At 67.6% G+C, this 20,771-nt stretch carries 19 protein-coding genes; 8 read left to right on the forward strand and 11 right to left on the reverse strand.

Features of this window, described 5'->3' with window-relative positions:
- Positions 1-5: 5 nt before the first annotated feature.
- From E7811_RS05285 to E7811_RS05300, 4 genes are all read right to left on the reverse strand, one after another.
- The gene (locus tag E7811_RS05285) at positions 6-1,352 is read right to left on the reverse strand and encodes a glutamate--cysteine ligase (protein WP_136393503.1); all 1,347 of its coding nucleotides are present in this window, start codon (positions 1,350-1,352) and stop codon (positions 6-8) included.
- 108 nt (positions 1,353-1,460) lie between these two features.
- Entirely contained in the window at positions 1,461-2,027 is a 567-nt protein-coding gene (locus E7811_RS05290; RefSeq protein WP_136393504.1) for a hypothetical protein, read from the reverse strand.
- Positions 2,024-2,884 carry a GNAT family N-acetyltransferase gene (locus E7811_RS05295; RefSeq protein ID WP_136393505.1) on the reverse strand — a complete coding sequence of 287 codons (861 nt, stop codon included), beginning with the start codon at positions 2,882-2,884 and terminating at the stop codon, positions 2,024-2,026. The genes E7811_RS05290 and E7811_RS05295 overlap by 4 nt, the downstream gene beginning before the upstream one ends.
- Positions 2,884-3,621, reverse strand: a complete 738-nt coding sequence (locus E7811_RS05300; RefSeq protein WP_136393506.1) for a 16S rRNA (uracil(1498)-N(3))-methyltransferase — start codon at positions 3,619-3,621, stop codon at positions 2,884-2,886. Before E7811_RS05300 ends, E7811_RS05295 begins: the two co-directional genes overlap by 1 nt.
- Positions 3,622-3,633: 12 nt before the next feature.
- Between E7811_RS05300 and ubiA the strand changes: the two genes are divergently transcribed.
- The 3 genes from ubiA to E7811_RS05315 all read left to right on the forward strand — a co-directional run bounded on the left by ubiA (position 3,634) and on the right by E7811_RS05315 (position 7,080).
- Entirely contained in the window at positions 3,634-4,638 is a 1,005-nt protein-coding gene (gene ubiA, locus E7811_RS05305) for a 4-hydroxybenzoate octaprenyltransferase (protein ID WP_168732933.1), read from the forward strand.
- Between the two features lie 63 nt (positions 4,639-4,701).
- Entirely contained in the window at positions 4,702-6,729 is a 2,028-nt protein-coding gene (locus tag E7811_RS05310; protein WP_136393507.1) for an OmpA family protein, read from the forward strand.
- Positions 6,730-6,750: 21 nt separating this feature from the next.
- Positions 6,751-7,080, forward strand: coding sequence for a hypothetical protein (locus E7811_RS05315; protein WP_136393508.1), 330 nt, complete (start codon positions 6,751-6,753; stop codon positions 7,078-7,080).
- A gap of 111 nt (positions 7,081-7,191) precedes the next feature.
- Here E7811_RS05315 and E7811_RS05320 read toward each other — a convergent pair whose 3' ends face one another.
- A complete protein-coding gene (locus E7811_RS05320; protein ID WP_136393509.1) occupies positions 7,192-7,986 on the reverse strand; it encodes an alpha/beta hydrolase in 795 nt (264 codons plus the stop codon).
- Positions 7,987-8,093: 107 nt separating this feature from the next.
- Between E7811_RS05320 and E7811_RS05325 the strand changes: the two genes are divergently transcribed.
- Positions 8,094-9,572, forward strand: coding sequence for an NAD-dependent succinate-semialdehyde dehydrogenase (locus E7811_RS05325; protein ID WP_136393510.1), 1,479 nt, complete (start codon positions 8,094-8,096; stop codon positions 9,570-9,572).
- Positions 9,573-9,667: 95 nt separating this feature from the next.
- Here the strand turns inward: E7811_RS05325 and E7811_RS05330 are convergent, their stop codons facing one another.
- Entirely contained in the window at positions 9,668-10,501 is an 834-nt protein-coding gene (locus E7811_RS05330) for a class I SAM-dependent methyltransferase (RefSeq protein WP_168732934.1), read from the reverse strand.
- A 356-nt stretch (positions 10,502-10,857) separates the two neighbouring features.
- Here E7811_RS05330 and E7811_RS05335 point away from each other — a divergent pair, with 356 nt between their 5' ends.
- From E7811_RS05335 to E7811_RS05350, 4 genes are all read left to right on the forward strand, one after another.
- A complete protein-coding gene (locus tag E7811_RS05335; protein WP_136393512.1) occupies positions 10,858-11,382 on the forward strand; it encodes a peptidoglycan-binding protein in 525 nt (174 codons plus the stop codon).
- A gap of 191 nt (positions 11,383-11,573) precedes the next feature.
- Positions 11,574-12,110, forward strand: coding sequence for an RNA polymerase sigma factor (locus E7811_RS05340; RefSeq protein ID WP_136394244.1), 537 nt, complete (start codon positions 11,574-11,576; stop codon positions 12,108-12,110).
- 107 nt (positions 12,111-12,217) lie between these two features.
- Positions 12,218-14,128, forward strand: a complete 1,911-nt coding sequence (locus E7811_RS05345) for a vWA domain-containing protein (protein ID WP_449353874.1) — start codon at positions 12,218-12,220, stop codon at positions 14,126-14,128.
- 151 nt (positions 14,129-14,279) lie between these two features.
- On the forward strand, positions 14,280-15,197 hold the full coding sequence (locus E7811_RS05350) for a DMT family transporter (protein WP_136393514.1): 918 nt from the start codon (positions 14,280-14,282) through the stop codon (positions 15,195-15,197).
- Between the two features lie 84 nt (positions 15,198-15,281).
- Here the strand turns inward: E7811_RS05350 and E7811_RS05355 are convergent, their stop codons facing one another.
- The 5 genes from E7811_RS05355 to E7811_RS05375 all read right to left on the reverse strand — a co-directional run bounded on the left by E7811_RS05355 (position 15,282) and on the right by E7811_RS05375 (position 20,713).
- On the reverse strand, positions 15,282-15,761 hold the full coding sequence (locus tag E7811_RS05355; RefSeq protein WP_136393515.1) for an Hsp20 family protein: 480 nt from the start codon (positions 15,759-15,761) through the stop codon (positions 15,282-15,284).
- A gap of 157 nt (positions 15,762-15,918) precedes the next feature.
- Positions 15,919-16,743, reverse strand: coding sequence for a trypsin-like serine peptidase (locus E7811_RS05360; RefSeq protein ID WP_136393516.1), 825 nt, complete (start codon positions 16,741-16,743; stop codon positions 15,919-15,921).
- A gap of 65 nt (positions 16,744-16,808) precedes the next feature.
- Positions 16,809-18,104, reverse strand: coding sequence for a glycolate oxidase subunit GlcF (gene glcF, locus E7811_RS05365; protein ID WP_136393517.1), 1,296 nt, complete (start codon positions 18,102-18,104; stop codon positions 16,809-16,811).
- Between the two features lie 2 nt (positions 18,105-18,106).
- Entirely contained in the window at positions 18,107-19,210 is a 1,104-nt protein-coding gene (locus E7811_RS05370) for an FAD-binding protein (RefSeq protein ID WP_136393518.1), read from the reverse strand.
- A gap of 69 nt (positions 19,211-19,279) precedes the next feature.
- Positions 19,280-20,713, reverse strand: coding sequence for an FAD-linked oxidase C-terminal domain-containing protein (locus E7811_RS05375; protein ID WP_136393519.1), 1,434 nt, complete (start codon positions 20,711-20,713; stop codon positions 19,280-19,282).
- Between the last annotated feature and the right edge of the window lie 58 nt (positions 20,714-20,771).

Genomic DNA, 20,771 nt, shown 5'->3' on the forward strand with positions numbered 1-20,771 from the left:
ACCCGTCAGAGGTTTGTGGCGGCGTAGATCCGCGTCAGGTCGTGGCCCCACTCGCCGTTATACAGGTCAAGCAGCCGGTCCGCCTGCACCTGGCCCGTCGCCAGACTTTCCATCAGGGGGGCCAACCAGGCTTCCTCGCCATGCCCGCGCGCCTCGAGGCCGGCATGCGACAGCCCGACCGCCGCGCGCGCCAGATCCAGCAGCTTCACGCCGCCTGCCTCGCCCTGAAGGGCCCGCTCGCTGGCGGCAACACGCAGACCTTCGCGGGTTTCCGCATCCAGCCCCTTGACCAGGTCCCAGGCGGCGTCCAGCGCAGCCTGGTCATACATCAGCCCGACCCAGAACGCGGGCAGCGCCACCAGATGTGCCCGGTTGCCAGCATCGGCGCCGCGCATCTCGATGTATTTCTTCACGCGTGCCTCGGGGAAGACCGTGGTCAGGTGGTCGGCCCAATCGGAAAGCGTGGGCTTTTCGCCCGGCAGCGCGGGCAGTTCGCCCTTCAGGAAATCGCGGAACGACTGGCCAAGCGCGTTGATGTAATGACCATCGCGATAGACGAAGTACATCGGCACATCCAGCACCCAGTCGACATAGCGCTGAAAGCCCATTCCGTCCTCGAAGACGAAGGGCAGCATGCCGGTCCGGCTGTCATCCAGCCCCCGCCAGATCCGGGACCGCCAGCTTCTGTGCCCGTTCGGCCTGCCCTCGAAGAACGGCGACGAGGCGAACAGAGCGGTCGCCACCGGCTGCAGCGCCAGCGCCACGCGCATCTTCTGCACCATGTCCGCCTCGGAGGCGAAATCCAGGTTCACCTGCACGGTGCAGGTGCGGTACATCATCTGCGTGCCGTGCGTGCCGACGCGCCCCATGTAATCGGTCATCAGCCGGTAGCGCCCCTTGGGCATCACCGGCATGTCCTCGTGCCGCCAGACCGGGGCCGCGCCGATCCCCAGAAAGCGCGCCCCGATCCGGTTCGCGACCGTCTCGACCTCGGCCAGGTGGCTGTCAAGCTCGGCCGCCGTGTCACCCACGGTCTTCAGCGGTGCACCCGAAAGCTCGAACTGGCCGCCGGGTTCAAGGCTGATGTTCGCGCCGTTGCGGGTCAGGCCGATGATGTGCTCGCGCTCGAACACAGGGGTCCAGCCAAAGCCGTCGCGCAGCCCCTCAAGCAGGGCGCGGATGGATCGCGGGCCATCATAGGGCAGCGGCTTCAGCGCATCAGGGCAATAGCCGAACTTTTCGTGTTCCGTCCCGATCAGCCACGCTTCGCGCGGCTTGCAGCCCGCTTCAAGGTAGCTCGCCAGTTGCGAGAAGTCTTCGATCGGGCCGCCGCCGGACTGAGGGATGGACATGGGGATCAGGCTCCGATCGCGCTTCATCTTTTCAGGCAGACACAGGTGCGGCGAACCGCGGTCACTGTCAAGGCCGCGCACGACATGCCCGGGCGCTTCACCGAACTGTCAACGCCGTGTCACGGAAAGCGGCCGTTTCCAGATCACGGCGCCCGGGTCCATGCCCGACAGCGCGGGAAGGCCCGCGCCGTTCTGCGCGCGGCCCGTCGGGGATGGCCTGTCCAGCGCGGCGACCAGCGCCTGTGTATCCAGTCCCGGAAGGGTGGCGAAAGCATCGAACAGCGCCTCTGCCCCCTCGGCCTCGACCGGGACAAGCAGCGCCTGCCCGTCTGCTTGCTTCAGCCGCCAGTGCCGCCGCCCGTTCAGCCGGACAAGGCGCAGTTCGACCAGTTCACGCACCGAGACGAAGCCCCCCGCCTCGGGGCCGAAATAGGCGATCTGCCCTTCGTCAACACTGACGATCCCCGGCGCGTCGGTGCCTTGGGCAAAGCGCAGGCGGCGCAGGGCAAGGACGCTCAGAAACAGGGCCGATGCGCTGACGATGGCCCCGAGCGGCACCAGAAGGAATCCACCCAGCCAGATGAGCCACAGGCCCAGGCTCGCCACCGCCAGCGTGCCGATCACCTCGCGCCAGCGCCAGAAGGCATCGCGCAGTTCGGGGCGGATCAGGTTCATGCGCTTCCTCCGATCCGGGCCGACCCGTCAAGGACCGCCACGCGATACCAGCCGATCCGCGCGAATCCGATGGCGGCATAGGCCCGTTCCGCGGCGTCGTTGTTGGCAAAAAGGATCGCGGTTTGCGCGCCCGCCGCACGCGCCTCGTCCAGCAGCGCCGCCGTCACGCGACGACCAAGGCCGCGATTGCGCAAGAGGCGCGGCACGAAGACACCGCCGACCTGCACCATGTCACCCGCCCGTGCGCTGATCGCGGCCATTGCCACGGGGGCCTGATCCACCAGTAGCAACCGCATCGCCCCGCCGGAAATGGCGCGGGCCGCCCGGTCGCGCGCCTCTGCACGGGCGCTTTCGCCTTCGGCCGCAAGGCCGGTTTCCTGCATGTATTGCAGGAACCATCCCTCAAGAAGCCCGATATCCCGGCCTGATGGGCTGCGAATGACATCTTCTGAAGCCAGATCGCCCGAAAGACTCAGCCGCATCAGCGGTTCGGCATGTTTCAGTCGGAACGCCGCCTGTCCAAGGCCGAAAGCAGGGATCAGCCGTTCGACCTGATCGGCGGCACCGGTGATGCCTTCCACCGTCTCGCCCGCCGTGGCCTTGGCATAGGCGGCGAAGGGCGCATCGGCCTCTGGGGCCTGGCACATCACAAATCCGTTCCGCGTCCGCCCGAACACCGCCCGGACCGGCCCGGAAACGGGGGCCAGGTGATAGGTCGTCGCATGCGGATGGTCCCCGCCCGACAGGCCGTGGCTTGCCAGATTGGCGCGCAGGAACATCGAGGTTTCGGCATGCCGCGCGAGAAAGGCGTCGATGGCGGCTTCGTCCCCGGCGCGGGCGGGGCGGACGGGGCCCATCACCGCCAGTCCCCCAGATGCGCCTGCCACAGGGTGATCGCCGCCACCGCCGCCGTATCGGCGCGCAGGATGCGCGGGCCAAGCCCCACCGGACGGGCAAAGGGCAGGGCATGAAGCCGCGCCCGTTCCGCCGCAGAAAACCCCCCTTCGGGCCCGATCAGGATGGCCCAGGGTCCGGGCGCATCCGTGGCTGCAAGGTCGCCGAACCCGACAGGCCGGTCGTGAAGCCCTTCGTCGCAAAAGATCAGGCGGCGGCCCTCCGGCCAGTCCTGCAGAAGCCGCGCCAGTTTCACGGGCTCGGCCACCTCGGGCACGAAGGTGCCGCCAGATTGCTCGGCCGCCTCGACCGCATGGGCCTGCAGGCGATCCACGCGCACCCTCTCGGCATTGGTGAACTCGGTCAGCACCGGAACGATCCGTGCAGCCCCCAGTTCGACCGCCTTTTCCACGATGAAATCCGTGCGCGCCTTCTTGATCGGCGCGAACAAAAGCCAGAGGTCGGGCGGCATCACTTGCGGCGCGGTCTGCGCCGCGCAACGCAGGCTGCCCGCGCGCTTGCCAGCCGTCTCGACCGTGGCGCGCCATTCACCGGCCTGCCCGTTGAACAGCAGAACCGCCGCCCCCGGACCCAGCCGCATGACGGAAAACAGGTAATGCGCCTGATCCGCGTTCAGGCTGACGGGTTGCCCCGGCCCGAGCGGCTGATCTACATAAAGCCTGACCTTTGCCTCTGACATGGACCGAACCATATGACCCAGCCGCCGCGAACGCCAGAGGCCGCACCGTTGGATGACACGGGCCAGGACCTGCCCGACGGTCGCGTGGCGGACGCGGTCAAGGGCAACTGGGTCGATCATCTGGCCCCCGCCTTCGCGCGGCCCTACCTGCGGCTGAGCCGCGCCGACCGGCCGATCGGGACCTGGCTTCTGTTCATCCCCTGCCTGTGGGGCGTGGCGCTGGCCGCCGCCGCCGATCCGGCGGGTTTCGCCGCGTGGGACGCGTGGATCGTTCTGGGCTGCGGGCTTGGGGCTTTTCTCATGCGGGGGGCGGGCTGCACCTGGAACGACATCACCGACCGCAGATTCGACGCCCAGGTGGCTCGGACCCGGTCGCGGCCGATCCCGTCGGGACAGGTCAGCGTGCGGCAGGCGCTGGCCTGGATGGTCATCCAGTCGCTTCTGGGTGCGGTGATCCTGTTCACCTTCAACGCGACCGCCATCGCGCTTGGCGTGGCATCGCTGGCGCTGGTGGCCGTCTATCCCTTTGCCAAGCGCTTTACCTGGTGGCCGCAGGTCTTTCTTGGGCTGGCATTCAACTGGGGCGCGCTTCTGGCCTGGGCCGCGCACAGCGGAACCCTGACGCTGGCGCCCGTCGTGCTGTGGGTCGCGGGCATCACCTGGACGCTGTTCTACGACACGATCTATGCCCATCAGGACAAGGAGGATGACGCGCTGATCGGGGTAAAATCCACCGCGCGCCTGTTCGGCGAGAACACCCATGCCTGGCTGCGCGGGTTCATGGTGGCCACGCTGCTTCTGATGACGCTGGCCATCCTTCTGGCGATCCTGCCCGCAGCCTCGGCGCTGCAACTCGTGGTCGCCCTTGGCGGGGTCTGGGGCTTTGGCTGGCACATGGCCTGGCAACTGGCGCGACTGGATACCGAAGACCCCGACCGCTGCCTGACCCTGTTCCGCGCGAACCGCGATGCCGGGCTGATCCCTGCGCTATTTCTTGCCGTTGCCGTTCTCGTGTGATTGATCCCGGACGCGCCACCCCCTAAACGGTCTTGTCCGATGACCGTTCCGAAGGCCCCCAGTATGCGATTCCCGCGCGCCCTTGTCGTGACCGCCGCGTTTCTGGCGGCCGCGATTCTGGCCATCCTTGCCGCCTTCCTTACCGCACTCGGGATCGAAGGCCGCTCTGCCTCGGTGGTGAACACCCGCCTGCTGAATGACGGCATCACCTGGGTCACGGTCGAACCCGATGGCCTTAAGCTTTACATGCGCGGCACCGCCCCGAACGAAGCGGCGCGCTTTCGCGCGGTCAACCTGGCCGGCAGCGTGATCGACGCCTCGCGGGTGCGCGACGAGCTTGAGGTGACGCCGGTCCGCGCGATCGAGGCACCGCGCTTTTCGGTCGAGATGCTGCGAAACGACGACGGTCTGCAACTGATCGGGCTTCTGCCCGCGGGGATCGGCGGGGCCGATCCGGTGGCCGTGCTGACGCAGGAGGCGGAAAACCTGGCCTCGGGGCTGACCGTCACCGACATGCTGGAAACCGCCGCCTTCCCCGCCCCCGAAGGATGGGAAGAGGCCCTGGGATACGGCCTGACCGCGCTACGGATGCTGCCGCGGTCCAAGATCTCGGTCGCGGTGGATTCCGTGGCCATCACAGCGATCTCGGACAGCGAAAGCGAAAAGCGCAGGCTGGAATCCGAACTGGCGCGGCTGAAGCCCGAAGGCTTGCCGGTCAGGATCGACATCTCGGCCCCGCGGCCGGTTCTGACACCCTTCACGCTGCGCTTCATCATCGATGACTCCGGCGCAAGGTTCGATGCTTGTTCGGCCGATACCGAACGCGCCAGAAACCGGATCATCGCCGCCGCGGTGGCCGCCGGCGCCGAAGGCAAGGCGCCCTGCACCATCGGGCTTGGCGTGCCCAGCCCGTCTTGGTCCGAGGCCGCCGAAGCCGGGATCAGGGCGGTCGCGGCGCTTGGCGCGGGGTCCTTCACCATGTCGGATGCGGATCTGACGCTTCAGGCCACCGAAACCACGTCGCAGGCCAGCTTCGACCGCGTCGTGGGCGACCTGCGCGCGGCGCTTCCCGATGTCTTCTCGTTGACCGCGATCCTGCCGCCGAAACCCTCGGCGACGCAGGAGGGGCCTGCGGAATTCACCGCCGTGCTGGGTGAAAACGGCCGGGTGGAGCTGCGCGGCCGCGTGACGGACGACCTGATGCAGAAGGCCGTCGACAGCTATGCCCGTGCGCAGTTCGGCGCCGACGAGGTCTATACCGCGACGCGACTTGACGAAAACCTGCCCGAAGGCTGGTCGATCCGCGTTCTGGCCGGGCTGGAAAGCCTGGCCGAACTGGCCGAGGGCAGCCTTCTGGTGCGGGCCGACCTTGTCGAGGTCAAGGGCATCACCGGATCGCAGGGCGCCCGCGCCCGGATCACGCAGGTCCTGTCGGACAAGCTGGGCCAGGGCCAGTCGTTCCGGGTCAACGTCACCTATGACGAAAAGCGCGACCCGCTGGCGGCGCTGCCCACGCCCGAGGAATGTCTGGCCGAGATTAATGCGGCGATGACCCGCCGCAAGATCACCTTCGCCCCCGGCTCGACCGAGATTGACGCGGACGCGAACCAGACGATGGATGCGCTGGCCGAGATCCTGAAGACCTGCCCGGGCCTGCAACTGGAAATCGGCGGGCACACGGATTCGCAGGGGTCCGAAGAAGGCAACCGTGCACTCAGCCAGGCAAGGGCCGAAGCCGTGCTGATCGCGCTGCAGGGACGGCGCGCGCCGGTGGAGCTGATGACCGCCGTGGGCTATGGCGAGACGCGCCCGATCGCCGACAACGGCACCGAAGAGGGCCGCGAGGCCAATCGCCGGATCGAATTCACGCTTCTCGGCGGCACCGCCCCGGACGCGGTGGAAACCGAATCGGGCGGCGAGGCGGCGGGCGAAGATGCCACCGCCACGGCCGGAACACCCGCGGAACCGCCCGCAACCGATCAGACCGCAGCCGATCAAATCGCAGACGGGGACGGCCCCGACTTCTCGAACGACGACAGCCCCTCGGTCGCGCCGACCGAACCCACGATCCGCCCCCGCAAGCGCCCGTAAGTCCCGCGAAAGGCAAAGGCCATGAACCGTATCGAATTCATTATCGCCACGGCCATCATCCTGATGATCGCCTTTTCGCTGGGTTGGTTCGCGCATTGGCTGGTGCATCGTTTCCGCCGCGTGGCGGGGGCCGAGATGGGCGAGTTGGACCAGCTGGCCCAGGCCCTGCACGAGGCCGAGGAAACCCGCGACCAGGCGATCATCTACCTGGAACAGCGCGAGGCCGAACTGACCAACCAGATCGCCCAGACCGAAGCCGAACTGCGGGCAGCGATGGAGGGCCTGCGCGACGCCCGGCACGAGGCCGAGGAGATGCGGGCCTATATCGAACGGATGCACGCGAATTCCTGATCCGGTCGGAGCGGGTTCCTGACGCGCAGGAAAACGGCTGACTGCCCCCTGCCCGCCATCCGCCCCCTTCACCGCCCCGAAAATCCCGGCCGGAAAGAAGCAAGGCCGCGCTCAGAGCCCCGCCAGCAGCGTGTCTATCAGCGCGCTTTCCGGCTGCGCAAGATCGTCGATGACATCGAAATGATGCCTTCCCGGCGCGACCGTCCAGGGGCAGGACCATGCCTCGGACAGGGTCCGCGCCTGCCACAGGAACGACGGCCGTTCCTGCCCGCCGACCCAGACATGGGCCTCGGTGCCCGGTGTCAGCGCCAGCCGCGCGGGGCTTTGCGCCGCACATTCGGCTGCATCCAGCCGCAGCTTTTCGTTCATCGAGGTCTGCATCAAGGGGACGAGATCGGCGAGGGGCGAGATCGGAACGACCCGCGCGGGCGCCTGCGGCAGCACGATGTCGCGGCACCCCATCCGGGCGGAAAGATGCCCCCCCGCCGAATGGCCGGTGACGACCACAGGGCCAGGCACCAGCGCCTGCACCGCGCGGATGGCGTCGGCGATCTCGGCCGTCATCCGGGTGATCCGCGCCTCGGGTGCCAGCGTGTAGGACGGCATGGCGCAGGCCCAGCCCCGCGCCAGCGCACCCGCCGCCAGATGCGACCAGGTCTCGCGCCCGAAGGCCAGCCAGTATCCGCCATGGACAAAGACCATCACACCGCGCGGCGTGGCTTCGGGCAGGAACAGGTCAAACCGGTTTCTCTCACCGCTGCCATAGGACCGGTCAAGCAGCGCCCGTGCCCCCAAGGCCGCGCGGAAGGCGGCGGCCTCGGCCTGCCAGCGCGGCGGATAGGCGTCAGCCCCCGGAATGAAGGCCCCGTTGGCATAGGCGCGGTCCATCTCGGCTTGATAGGTCATGTCACTTCCGGAATTTGATCAAAAATCTGGCATGCTGCGCCAGTGTAAACTGGACATTGCCCCGTGCGCCATGCTTTGCATGATCCAACCCGAATTTGGAGGCCCCCATGCTTGATACCGCGACCGACCTGCGTTCGATGCTGAAAGACCCCTCGCTTCTGGCCACCAAGGCCTATGTTGCGGGTGAATGGATCGACGCCGACGATGGCACGACCTTTGCCGTCAACAACCCCGCCCGGGGCGATGACATCTGTCAGGTCCCGAACCTGGGCCGCGCCGAGACCGCCCGCGCCATCGCGGCCGCACAGGCCGCGATGAAGGACTGGGCGGCACGCACCGCCAAGGAGCGCGCCAACATCCTGCGCAAGTGGTTCAACCTGATGATGGAGAACCAGGACGACCTGGGCGCGATCCTGACCGCCGAGATGGGCAAGCCCCTGGCCGAGGCGAAGGGCGAGATCGCCTATGGCGCCTCTTTCATCGAGTGGTTCGCCGAAGAGGCCAAGCGCGTCTATGGCGAGACGATTCCCGGCCACCAGCCCGACAAGCGGATCACCGTGATCCGCCAGCCGATCGGCGTCGTGGGCTCGATCACGCCGTGGAACTTCCCCAATGCGATGATCACCCGCAAATGCGGCCCGGCGCTGGCCGTGGGCTGCGGCTTTGTCGCGCGCCCCGCGGCAGAGACGCCCCTTTCGGCGCTGGCGCTGGCCGTTCTGGCGGAACGCGCGGGCCTGCCCAAGGGCATCTTCAGCGTGATCACCTCGAAACGGTCCTCGGACATCGGCAAGGAATTCTGCGAGAACCCGCTGGTGCGGAAACTGACCTTCACCGGGTCGACCGAAGTGGGGCGCATCCTGCTCCGCCAGGCCGCCGATCAGGTGATGAAGTGCAGCATGGAACTGGGCGGCAACGCGCCCTTCATCGTGTTCGACGACGCCGACCTGGATGCCGCCGTCGCGGGCGCGATGATGTCGAAGTTCCGCAACAACGGCCAGACCTGCGTCTGTGCGAACCGCATCTATGTGCAGGCCGGGGTTTATGACGCCTTCGCCGCCAAGCTGCGCGAGGCGGTGGCCAAGTCCCGTGTTGGCGACGGCCTGAAGGAAGACGTGCAGTTCGGCCCGCTGGTCAACATGGCGGCGGTCGAGAAGGTCCAGGAACACATCGCCGATGCCACCGCCAAGGGCGCACAGGTCATCCTGGGCGGCGACCGGCATGAAAAGGGTGGCAACTTCTTCCAGCCGACGATCCTGACCGGCGTGACCGACGAGATGGTCGTGACGAACGAGGAAACCTTTGGCCCGGTCGCGCCGCTTTACCGCTTCGAGACCGAAGAGGAAGTGGTCGCCAAGGCCAACAACACGATCTTCGGCCTGGCCGCCTATTTCTACGCCCGCGACATCGGCCGCGTGACCCGCGTTCAGGAAGCGCTGGAATACGGCATCGTCGGCGTGAACACCGGCATCATCTCGACCGAGGTCGCGCCCTTCGGCGGCGTGAAGCAATCCGGCCTTGGCCGCGAAGGCAGCCGCCACGGGATGGAGGACTATCTGGAGATGAAATACATCTGCCTGTCGATCTGATCCCGGCAGAGGGAACATGGGCGAGGGGCGCGGTCGGCAACGGCTGCGCCCCCGTCATTTCGGGCCCTCAGGTCGGAACATGCCGCTGATCGCGGTCAGGTCCGATCCAGCCGATAGAACCTGTCCGTCGTGCGGGGCTGCCACAGGACGGCCCCGGCGGCGCGGATGGCTTCGGCAAGGCGGGTGCCCAGAAAGGCGGGCGGCGGTCGCACCGGGCGGAACCCGGCGGCGCGGGCGATCCGGTCAAGCGTGTCGGGCGTGAAGGCGTTCAGATGTTCCAGCGGCTGAACGCGGTGAAACTGGTCAAAGCCTTGCGGGACGGTGCTTCCCCGGCAATCGGGCACGGCAAGGAACAGTGCACCGCCGGGGCGGGTCAGCGCGGCGATCCGGTGCAGGACGGGCAGCGGGTCGGGCAGATGTTCCAGCACCTGATCCAGAACCACGGCATCAAAAGGCGGCTCTCCTGCCTGTTCCAGCGCTGCAAGGTCGGGATAAATCACGGCGCCGCGCCCGGTTGCGTCTTGCGGGCGCGTGGCGCTTGGCTCCACGCCGACCACCCTGCACCCAAGCGCCGTTGCAGCCACCATCGTGCCACCGGCCCCTGCCCCGTAATCCAGCACCCCCGGCACCCCGGCCCCCCGCCCCCGTTGCGACCCGGCAATCGCCAGAAGCCGCAGAACGAGGCGAAGCCTGCGGCGGGCGTCTCGGGCGGTTTCGTCGGGTCCGGCTTGCCGGTGCGCCTCTTCAAAGCGCCGCGCCTGCGCGGCATCCGCCCATTGACCGTAAAGCCGCAGAAGACCGGCCGCGTTCAGGACGCGGCGGTGATAAGTCATTCCGCAGTCCCCGCAGCGGCAGAGCCGGAAGGATTCGCCCGTCAGCGACAGGGGGGAAAAGCCGGAATAGTGAAAGGCGGCCAGATGCCCGGCCACGTCCGGGTCGTCAAACCGGCCCTGCCAAAGGGATTCGGGCCTGTCCGCACCGCAGAGGGGGCAGGCGCGATCCTCAAACCCAGGTCGCAGGCATCCGGCCTCTGTCTTCCGCTTGCCGCCTTGCGCCATCTGTCGCCGCCCATGCCGCCTTCTCTTATTGACATGCGCATCCTGCGGCCTTCGCACAAGCCGATGCGACACTCTGCAGCGGCCTGCTATCCGATAACAAGGCGCCGATTTTGCCTAGCGGCGGGGGGGTACCCCATCTTGGCGGCAGGTTCGAAACGCAACCTGCCCATGGATCCGACAGCCCGCTGCGGCGTTGACCTGGGTGCCACCGAAAAGGAGCCTTTGACATGCTGCTCTCTGTCAAGTCGACCGCCATCGCCGCCGTTGCCGCCCTGGGGCTGGCCGCCAGTTCCGCCGCCCCGGCCCATGCCCTGGGCAAGAACGAACGCAACTTCCTCAAGGGTGTTGCCGCCGCCGTCATCGTGGGCGCGATCGTCAACGACATGAAGAAACAGCCCCGCGCCGTGACCCCGGCGCCGCAGCCGGGCTATGTGCCGCAGCCCGTCTATACCCAGCCCGTCTATACCCAGCCCACCTATACCCAGCCGGGCCGGGTGATCGGGTCCACGCCCGCACATCAGTCGATCTATCACACCCCGGCGGCCAAGGCGTTCAACAGCTATCCGCCCCATGAACGGCGTCTGATCCAGCAGCGGCTGGCGGCCTACGGCTATTACCGCTCGGGCATCGACGGCGCCTTCGGCCCCGGCACCTACAACGCAGTCAACGCCTATGCCCGCGACGCCCGGATCGATGACCGGCTGGCCAGCATGAACGGCGTCTTCACGGTCTACGACAGCCTGATGCGCTGATCGTCCGGCACGGCCCGGCGGGCCATCCTGTCCCCGCCCACCGGGCCGCGCCGCCTGCATTTCCACCAAGGCCCTTTCAGACAGCCCTTTGAAACCCGCCCCGCGCCGGATCTTCCCCAGTCCGGCGCGGGATTTTCTTTGCCCCGGCCCAAGGATCGTGCGACGGGATGCGTCAGAGGATCACGATGCTGATGGATACGCCCGACGAAACCCTGGCCCAATCCGCCGCGAACGGGGACCGCGATGCCTTTGCGGTGCTTGTCGGTCGTCATTACGACCGGGTGCGCGGGCTGGCCTGGCGGCTGACCGGGAACGCTGCCGAGGCCGATGACCTGGCGCAGGATGTCTGTGCCGCGTTGCCCGCAAAGTTGCGCGGCTGGCGGGGCGAGGCGCGGTTTTCCACCTGGCTTTATCGCGTCGTCGTCAATGCCGCGCATGACCTGCGCCGCCGCAAGGCCACCCGCGCGAGGGCGGCCGAAGGCTGGGGCGACTGGGAAATCGCCCGGCAGGAAGCAATGGCCGAGGACCGCGCCGCACAGGATTGGCTGATGGCGGCGATGGCCCGGCTCAGCCCGGAACTGCGCGACACCGTCGCGCTGGTTCTGGGCGAGGACATGACACAGGCCGAAGCCGCCGCCGTTCTGGGCCTGTCCGAGGGCACGATCGCCTGGCGCATGTCCGAGGTGAAGAAACGGCTGCGCGCCCTTGCGGCGGAGGAGGTGAAATGAGCGACGACGAGCTTGAGAAGCTGCGCGCCGCGCTGAAGGTCGCCCCCGCGACCGACACGGACCGGCGCGCCGAGGCGATCGCGCTGGCGATGAAGAATTTCGACCGGATGCAGGAGGCGGGCCAAGGATCCGCCGATCCCGCGCGTCACAATCAGGACCGCCTGACCGGGGCGGGGTTCCTGAATGGAGTGCGCGAGATGCTGAACCGCCTGACTTCCCGGCCCGTGCTGGGCCTGACCACCTCTGCCGCAGCCCTGCTGATCGGCTTCGGCGTGATCTATCCGCTGGTGAAATCCCCGACCGGCGTTCCGGTCGCGATCGAGGCCGAAGCGCCAGTGAAACCCGCCCCCGCCGAACCCGCACCGGTCGCCGAACCGGTGGCGCCTGATCCGGCACCGTCGCCCCCCGCCGCCGACGCGGATCGGGTACTGTCCGACGCGCCCGAGGCGGCGACGAGCTACCTCGTCGCCCCCGCGCCCAAGGCGATGGAGCGGCAGCGCGCGCTTGGCGCACCGGCCCCCCTTGCGGCGACCCGGTCGGAGGGCGCCGCGCCGATGGGCGTCGTCGCCGACACGGCCATGCCCGAGATGGACGCCCTTTCGGGGATGCCGGAGGAAAACACCGAAACTTTCGCCAACGCCGCGCCGAACCCGGTGAAGGTGACGGCCGAGGAACCGGTTTCCACCTTCTCGATCGACGTCGACACCGCCAGCTATGGCGTGATCCGTCAGAGCCTGACGATGGGCAGCCTGCCGCCGCCCGAGGCCGTCCGGGTGGAAGAAGTGGTGAACTACTTCCCCTACGGCTATCCGGCTCCGGGCGCAGAGGATGCGCCGTTCCGGTCCACAGTCACGGTGATGCCCACCCCCTGGAACGCGGGCACGCGGCTGGTGCATGTCGCCCTGCAGGGCCGGCTTCCCGCGATCGAGGATCGCCCGCCGCTCAATCTGGTGTTCCTGATCGACACCTCTGGGTCCATGGAGGATCCGGCGAAACTGCCGTTGCTGAAGCAGTCCTTCGCGCTTCTGGTGAACCAGCTTCGGCCCGAGGACGAGGTGGCCATCGTCGCCTATGCCGGGTCGGCAGGCACCGTTCTGGAACCGACACCGGCGCGCGATGCAGGCAGGATCCTTGCCGCGCTCGACAATCTGGCGGCGGGCGGATCGACGGCGGGGGCCGAGGGCCTGGAACTGGCCTATCGCGTGGCCGAAGGCATGGCCGGGGATGGCGAGGTTTCGCGCGTGATCCTGGCCACGGACGGGGATTTCAACGTGGGCGTCTCGGACCCCGAGGGCCTGACCGCCTATGTCGGGAAAAAGCGCGATGCGGGCACCTACCTGTCTGTCCTGGGCTTCGGCCGGGGCAATCTGGACGACGCGACGATGCAGGCGCTGGCACAGAACGGCAATGGCCAGGCCGCCTATATCGACACCGCGCAGGAAGCGCGGAAGGTGCTGGTCGACCAGTTGACCGGTGCGCTGTTCCCGATTGCCGACGACGTGAAGATCCAGGTGGAGTGGAACCCCGCCGAGGTCGCGGAATACCGGCTGATCGGCTATGAAACCCGCGCCCTCGCGCGCGAGGATTTCAACAACGACCGGGTCGACGCGGGCGAGATCGGCGCCGGCCATTCGGTGACGGCGATCTACGAGATCACCGCGCCGGGAAGCGCCGCCCTGCGGAACGATCCGCTGCGCTATGGCACAGCCGAACCGCCTTTGGCCACGTCGGACGAACTGGGCTTCCTGCGGCTGCGCTACAAGGCACCGGGCGAAAGCGAAAGCCGCCTGATCGAAACCCCGATCCTGCCCGGGACAGACGAGGCGGGCACCGAGGCGCGCTTTGCCGTGGCGATGGCGGGTTTCGGCCAGCTTCTGCGCGGGTCGGTCTATCTGGGTGATTGGGGATGGGACCAGGCGATCGAGCTTGCCCTGTCGGCGCGGGGCGACGATCCCTTCGGCTACCGGATCGAGGCGGTGAACCTGATGCGGATGGCCAAGGCGCTGGACGCGCGCTGAACCCGTCACCGGCACCCCTCACTCAGGCGCGGCGGCCCCACCCCCGGTGCCGCCGCGCCGTCCGGTGTTTGCGACAGGCGATGTCGCAAGGGGGCAGGCAGGTCCCGACGCCCCGCCCTAGGACTGGATCATCGGGCAAAGCGGACGGGACATGGCATCGGCAGGACAGACCGCAGGGCATGAACGCCCGATTATCGGCGTGGCGCTGATGCTGGCGGCGATGGCGGTTCTGCCGTTTCTGGACGTTGCGGCAAAGTTCCTGGGCCAGCAGGGCATGCCGATCCTTCAGATCGTCTGGGCGCGGATGGCCTTCGGCGCGGTGATGACCCTTCCTTTCGCGCTTCGGCTTGGCGGGCGTGCGGCGCTGTGGCCCGACCGGCCCGCCTATCACACCGGGCGCGCCTTCCTTCTGGCGGCGGCGACGTTCTTCTTCTTCTACGCGCTCAAGTTCCTGCCGATTGCTGATGCCCTGGCGATCTTCTTCGTCCAGCCGCTGATCCTGACGGCGATTTCGCCCTTCGTTCTGGGCGAACGGGTCGGCCCTCGACGCTGGGTCGCCGTCATGGTGGGGTTCGTCGGAACGCTGATCATCATTCGCCCCGGCCTGGCCGAGGTGAACCCCGGCACTTTCCTTGCGCTGGCGGCAGGCACGAGCCTTGCCTTCTACCTGGCGATGACGCGACGCATCTCGGGGCGCGCGCATGCGATGGTCACGACCTTCCACACCAGCCTGATGGGGGCGATCTTCCTGACACTGGCGGTGTTGCCGCTGTGGCAGGCGCCCTCTACGCCGCAATGGGGCCTCATGCTGGCGGTGGGGTTCGTGGCGACCTTCGGGCATTTCCTGATCGTTAAGGCCTATGACCATGCCGAGGCCTCGCTTCTGGCGCCGCTGGCCTACACCGAGATCATCATGGCGACGGCGGTCGGCTGGTGGTTCTTCGGCGATTTTCCCGATGCCTGGACGTTTGTGGGCGTAGGCGTGCTGATCGGCTGCGCGATCTTCATCTCGATGCGCGAACGGGCCCACGGCCTGCCACCGAAAGAACGTGAGTTCGAACAGCCCTGAGCCTTGCAACCCCGAGCCTTGGACCCGGCATGAAAAAACGCGCCGGGGGTGCCGGCGCGTTTCCATCCGTTCCAAGCGAAGTGATCAGGCCTCGACGGTTTCCGCCGCGGCGGCGTCAATCGCCTTCGCCTGCACGTCACCCGGACGCGCGATCTCGATCCGGCGTGGCTTCAGCGATTCGGGCGTCTCGCGCACCAGGTCGATGTGCAGCATCCCGTGTTCATGCGTGGCGCCGGTGACCTTCACGTGATCGGCCAGTGCGAAGCGGCGTTCAAAGGCGCGCGTGGCAATGCCACGGTGCAGGAAGTTGCGTTCGCCTTCGTCGGCGGACTTGCGCGCCGCGATGTAAAGCGTGCCTTCCTTGACCTCAACATTCAGGTCCTCGGGCGTGAAGCCGGCAACGGCGACCGAGATGCGATAGGCATTCTCGTCGGTCTTTTCGATGTTGTAGGGCGGGTAGGTCGGCTGGGCGACCTCGTTGGTCAGCACGCGGTCCATCAGATCGGCGATGCGATCAAAGCCCACGGTGGCACGGTAAAGCGGTGCGAGATCAAAGCTGCGCATGTCATCCTCCATCGAGCGATGTCTGTTGGCGACCCTCCCGTTCAGGGCAGGGCCAAGGGAAACCGCCCCGGCCCGTCATGGCACCGGGGACACCACCGATTTGGGAAAGGCAAGGCGCGGTTTCAAGCCCCCACGGGCGTTCGGACCGGCGGGCCGTTCAGGGCGCAGACCCGCCCGGACGCAGGAACTTTGCCCCGCCGTCCGCCGTGCCCGCCCCGCCACCGGAAAGGACGCGCACGCCATGCGACGGCACGTCGTCCCGGTCAAGTGCGGCGCGCAGGTCGGCCAACGGACGTTCCAGGGACGTGCCCAAGGCAACCTTCTTGCCTTCGACCTCGGCCTTGGCCGACACGACCGAAACCACCCGCGCCACGCCGTCGCGCAGGGTGAAGATGGGCGAACCCGAAGATCCGAAATCGATGTTGCAGGTCAGGACAAGCACGCCGGGCTGCTTCCCCATCACATGGCAGACCTCCTGCAGGGATGGCGCATCCTCGCGATCCTGCGCATAGGACACGACGCCCACCTCGTCGCCCTCGCGCGGGTAACGGTCTGTCTCGAAGGGCTGCACGCCGGGCAGGCGGATCGGCTGATCCAGTTCGATCAGCGCCACGTCAAAGGCCACGCGGGCCAACTTCTCTTCGCCCGAATAAACGTATTCGGGATGCGCCACCGCGCGCCGCACGGTCCGGTAGGCTTCGGCCCGGCCATTGCGCCAACCGGCCAGGAATTCGATCGTGGACGGGTCGATCCGCGCGCCCGAGGTCTTGTCGAACAGGCAATGCGCGGCCGTCAGCACAAGGTCGGGCGCGATCAGCGCGCCGGTGCAGAAGCCGCGCTTGCCAAGGTTGAGCCTGCCGACAGCGTTCCAGCCGCGACTGTCGTCGCCGGTCTGCAGGCGGGTCAGGCCCGATTCCTGCGCCGTGGCGGGATGGGTCAACAGGGCACAGGCGGCGGCAAGCGAAAGGGCAAGGCGGCGCATCACGTCTCCGGCGGGGTCGTCGTTCGATCTGCTCTTTTCGCCCCGGCTTGCGGCAGTTTTATGGCCTAGGCAGGCAGGCTGTCCAGCGCGCGCGGACGCGGCCCGCCGGTTGCCCAATCCAGCAGCTCGACCGTGTGGACTATCGGCAACGCCGTTCCGGACCCGATCTGCATCATGCAGCCGATGTTGCCCGCCGCGATCAGATCGGGTTTCCGCGCCTCGAGCGTCTGCACCTTGCGCGTCTTGAGCTGCGCCGAAATCTCGGGCTGCAGCAGGTTGTAGGTGCCCGCCGACCCGCAGCACAGATGGCTGTCGGCGGGTTCAACCACCTCGAACCCGGCGCGCTTCAACAGGTCTTTCGGCGCGGTCTTGACCTGCTGGCCATGCTGCAGCGAACAGGCCGCGTGATAGGCCACGCGCAGGCCCTTGGGCGCGCCTTCCGGCAGGCCGATCCGCACCAGCAGTTCCGAGATGTCCAACGCCATGCCCGCGACCGTCGCCGCATCCGCCGCAAGCGGATCATGGGCGAACATGTGGCCATAATCCTTCACCGTCGTGCCGCAGCCGGATGTGTTGATCACGATAGCATCCAGACCATGGGCCTGTTTTTCGGCCATCCAGGCGCGGATATTGGCCGCCGCCGATCCATGCGACAGGTCGGACTTGCCCATGTGATGGGTCAGCGCGCCGCAACAGCCCGCGCCTTTGGCCACCACCACCTCGCAGCCGAGCCGCCGCAGGATGCGGATCGTTGCATCGTTGATGTCGGTGTTCAGCGCCTTCTGCGCGCAGCCCGTCATCAGCGCGACCCGCATCCGCCGTTCGCCGATCGCCGGGAAGGTCTGCGGATCGTCATTGCGGCTGACCGGCGGGATCTGTGCCGGTGCCATGGCCAGCATCGCCTTCAGCCGCGCATCGGGCATCAGGAAGGCGAAGGGCCGCCCCACCTTCGCCGCCAGAAGCGCCAGCCGGAACCGCGTGGGATAGGGGATGATCCGCGCCAGCAACGCGCGCAGCATCCGGTCCATGAACGGGCGGCGGTAGGTCTTTTCGATGTAGTCGCGCGCCTGATCGACCAGATGCATGTAATGCACGCCCGAGGGGCAGGTCGTCATGCAGGCCAGGCAGGACAGGCAGCGGTCGATGTGCTTGACCGTCTTTTCATCGGCAGGCCTGCCATTTTCCAGCATGTCCTTGATCAGGTAGATGCGGCCGCGCGGGCTGTCGAGTTCGTCGCCAAGAACCTGATAGGTCGGGCAGGTCGCGGTGCAGAATCCGCAATGCACGCAGGTGCGCAGGATCTCGTTCGCGCGCGCGATGCCGGGGTCGCGCAGTTGTTCGGGGGTGAAACTGGTCTGCATCTTCAGAACGCTCCGGCATGGGCAGGATTGAACAGGCCGCGCGGGTCGAAACGGTTCTTCAACCCGGCGGTCAGGGCCGCGACGGCAGGGGGCTCGGGGTGCAGCGCCGGGATCCCGTCGGCCGGATCCGTGGCGCGGACCCGCGTCGCATGGCCGGAAAATCCGCCCAGCCTCGTCCGCAGGTCGGCCCCCGGCGCGGTCAGGATCCAGACAAGTCCGCCGCCCCAGTCCATCAGATGTGCCTCGGCGCCCGCGCGGGCGATCAGGCCGGGCGCGTCCGAGGGTTTCACCGACAGCCGCCAGACATCCCCCGCCCGCCCCGCGAAAGGCGCCGCATCGCGGATCTCGGGCCAGGGCCCGGCGCCCTCGATCCGCTCGGCCCGGCCAAAGCCCGCCAGAAGCGCTGCCAGCCGTTCCGCACGATAGGCGACCGAGGCCGTGAACCCCTCGATCCTGAGGAAGGTGCCCCGCCCCGGCCAGTGCGCGGCGCCCGATACCTCGAAGGGTGACCCCAGGGCCGCCGACATCGCGGCCACCGCCCGCGCGTCGTCAAGCCCCGCCAGGGACAGCGTCGCCTGCGCCTCGGGGGCGGGCAGGACCTTCATCGACACTTCGGTCAGGATGCCAAGGCTACCCCGGCTGCCCGCCATCAGCTTGACCAGGTCATAGCCGGTCACGTTCTTCATCACCCGCCCGCCATTGCGGATCACATCGCCCCGGCCATCGACGAACCGGACACCGATCAGGCTGTCGCGCGCGGCCCCGGCCTGAACCCGGCGCGGTCCGCTGGCGTTCGCGGCCATCACGCCGCCGATCGTGCTTTCGCCCTGCCGCCCCAGCATGGCGCGGAAATCCGGCACCTCGAAGGGCAGGCGTTGCCCTTCGGCGGCCAGCGCCGTCTCGATCTCGGCAAGGGGCGTGCCCGCGCGCGCCACAAGCGTCAGCGCACCGGGCTCGTAAAGCGTGATCCCGGCGATCCCGCCGGTTTCCAGAACCGCCCCCGCCGCGACACCCTCAAGGCCCCGCGTGCCGCCCCCCTGCACGGAAAAATGCGTTGTGGCGACGCGGATCACCTCGGCGAGTTCATCTTCATCAGCAGGGCGCATGGCTGCTTTCATTCTGGTCAAAATATCCTCGGGGTGTCCGGGGGGCAGACAGCCCCCCGGCCTGCGGTCTCACGCCGCGCGGCGGCTTTGGGTGACGTGCAAGGGAAACACCTTGGCGGGGTTCAAAAGCCATTTCGGATCGAACACGTCCTTGACGCGCAACTGTGCCTCAAGGTCTGCCGGGGCATATTGCACGGTCATCAGGTCGCGCTTTTCGATGCCGACGCCATGTTCGCCGGTCAGGCAGCCGCCGACCTCGACACAGAGCTTCAGGATCTCGGCCCCGAAGGCCTCGCATTTCTCAAGATCGCCGGGCTTGTTGGCATCGAACAGGATCAGCGGGTGCATGTTGCCGTCGCCCGCGTGGAACACATTGGCCACGTCCAGCCCGAACTCCTTCGACATCTCGCCGATCCGCCGCAGGACATGGGGCAGCGAGGATACCGGGATCGTGCCGTCAAGACACATGTAGTCGTTGATCTGACCCATCGCGCCAAAGGCCGACTTCCGGCCCAGCCAGATGCGTTTCGCCTGATCCTCGTCGGCGGCCTCGCGCAACTCCACGGGGTTGTGCCTGCCCGCGATCTGCTTGATCAGGCCAAGCTGTTCGTCGATCTCGGCCGGGCTCCCTTCCACCTCGACGATCAGAAGCGCCTCGCACATCGGGTATCCGGCCTTGGCAAAGGCCTCGGTCGCCTCGATGCAGGGGCGGTCCATGAATTCGATCGCCACCGGCAGGACGCCGGCCTTGATGATATCGGACACGCAGGCGCCCGCCACCTCGTTGGAATCGAACCCCATCAGCACCGGGCGCGCGCCTTCGGGCTTGGGCAGGATGCGCAGCGTCGCCTCCGTCACCACGCCCAGCTGGCCCTCCGAGCCGCAGATCACCCCCAGAAGGTCAAGGCCCGCAGGATCCATCCAGGGGCCGCCGATCTCGACCACAGTGCCATCCATCTGGACCATCGTGACGCCCAGAAGGTTGTTCGTCGTCACCCCGTATTTCAGGCAATGCGCCCCGCCCGAGTTCATCGCGATGTTGCCCGCGATGGCGCAGGCCAGCTGGCTGGACGGGTCGGGGGCATAGAAGAAGCCATCGGTTTCCACGGCCCCCGTGACCGACAGGTTGGTGCGTCCCGACTGCACCCGGATGAAGCGGTTGTCATAGTCGGTTTCCAGAACCGCGTTCATCCGCGCCACGCCAAGGATCACGCTGTCCGCCGTGGGCAGCGCCCCGCCCGCAAGCGAGGTGCCCGACCCGCGCGGCACGACCGGCACGCCCTCGTCATGGCAGATCTTCAGCACCGCCGACACCTCGGCGGTGCTGCGCGGCAGGACGGCGGCTAGCGGCGGGCAACGATAAGCCGTCAGCGCATCGCATTCATAGGCGCGGGTTTCGTTCGGATCGTCCACCACGGCATCGGCCGGCAGGACCTCGCGCAGGCGTTCGATGATCCGCGCCTTGCGTGACAGGATCGCGGCATTCGGCTGTGGCATGTCCATGGCGGCCCCTCCCGGCGTTATTGGTAAATTCATATTACCAATTTCACCAAAAAGCAAC

The sequence above is a fragment of the Aliigemmobacter aestuarii genome, from assembly GCF_004799285.1.
Classification (GTDB): domain Bacteria; phylum Pseudomonadota; class Alphaproteobacteria; order Rhodobacterales; family Rhodobacteraceae; genus Aliigemmobacter; species Aliigemmobacter aestuarii.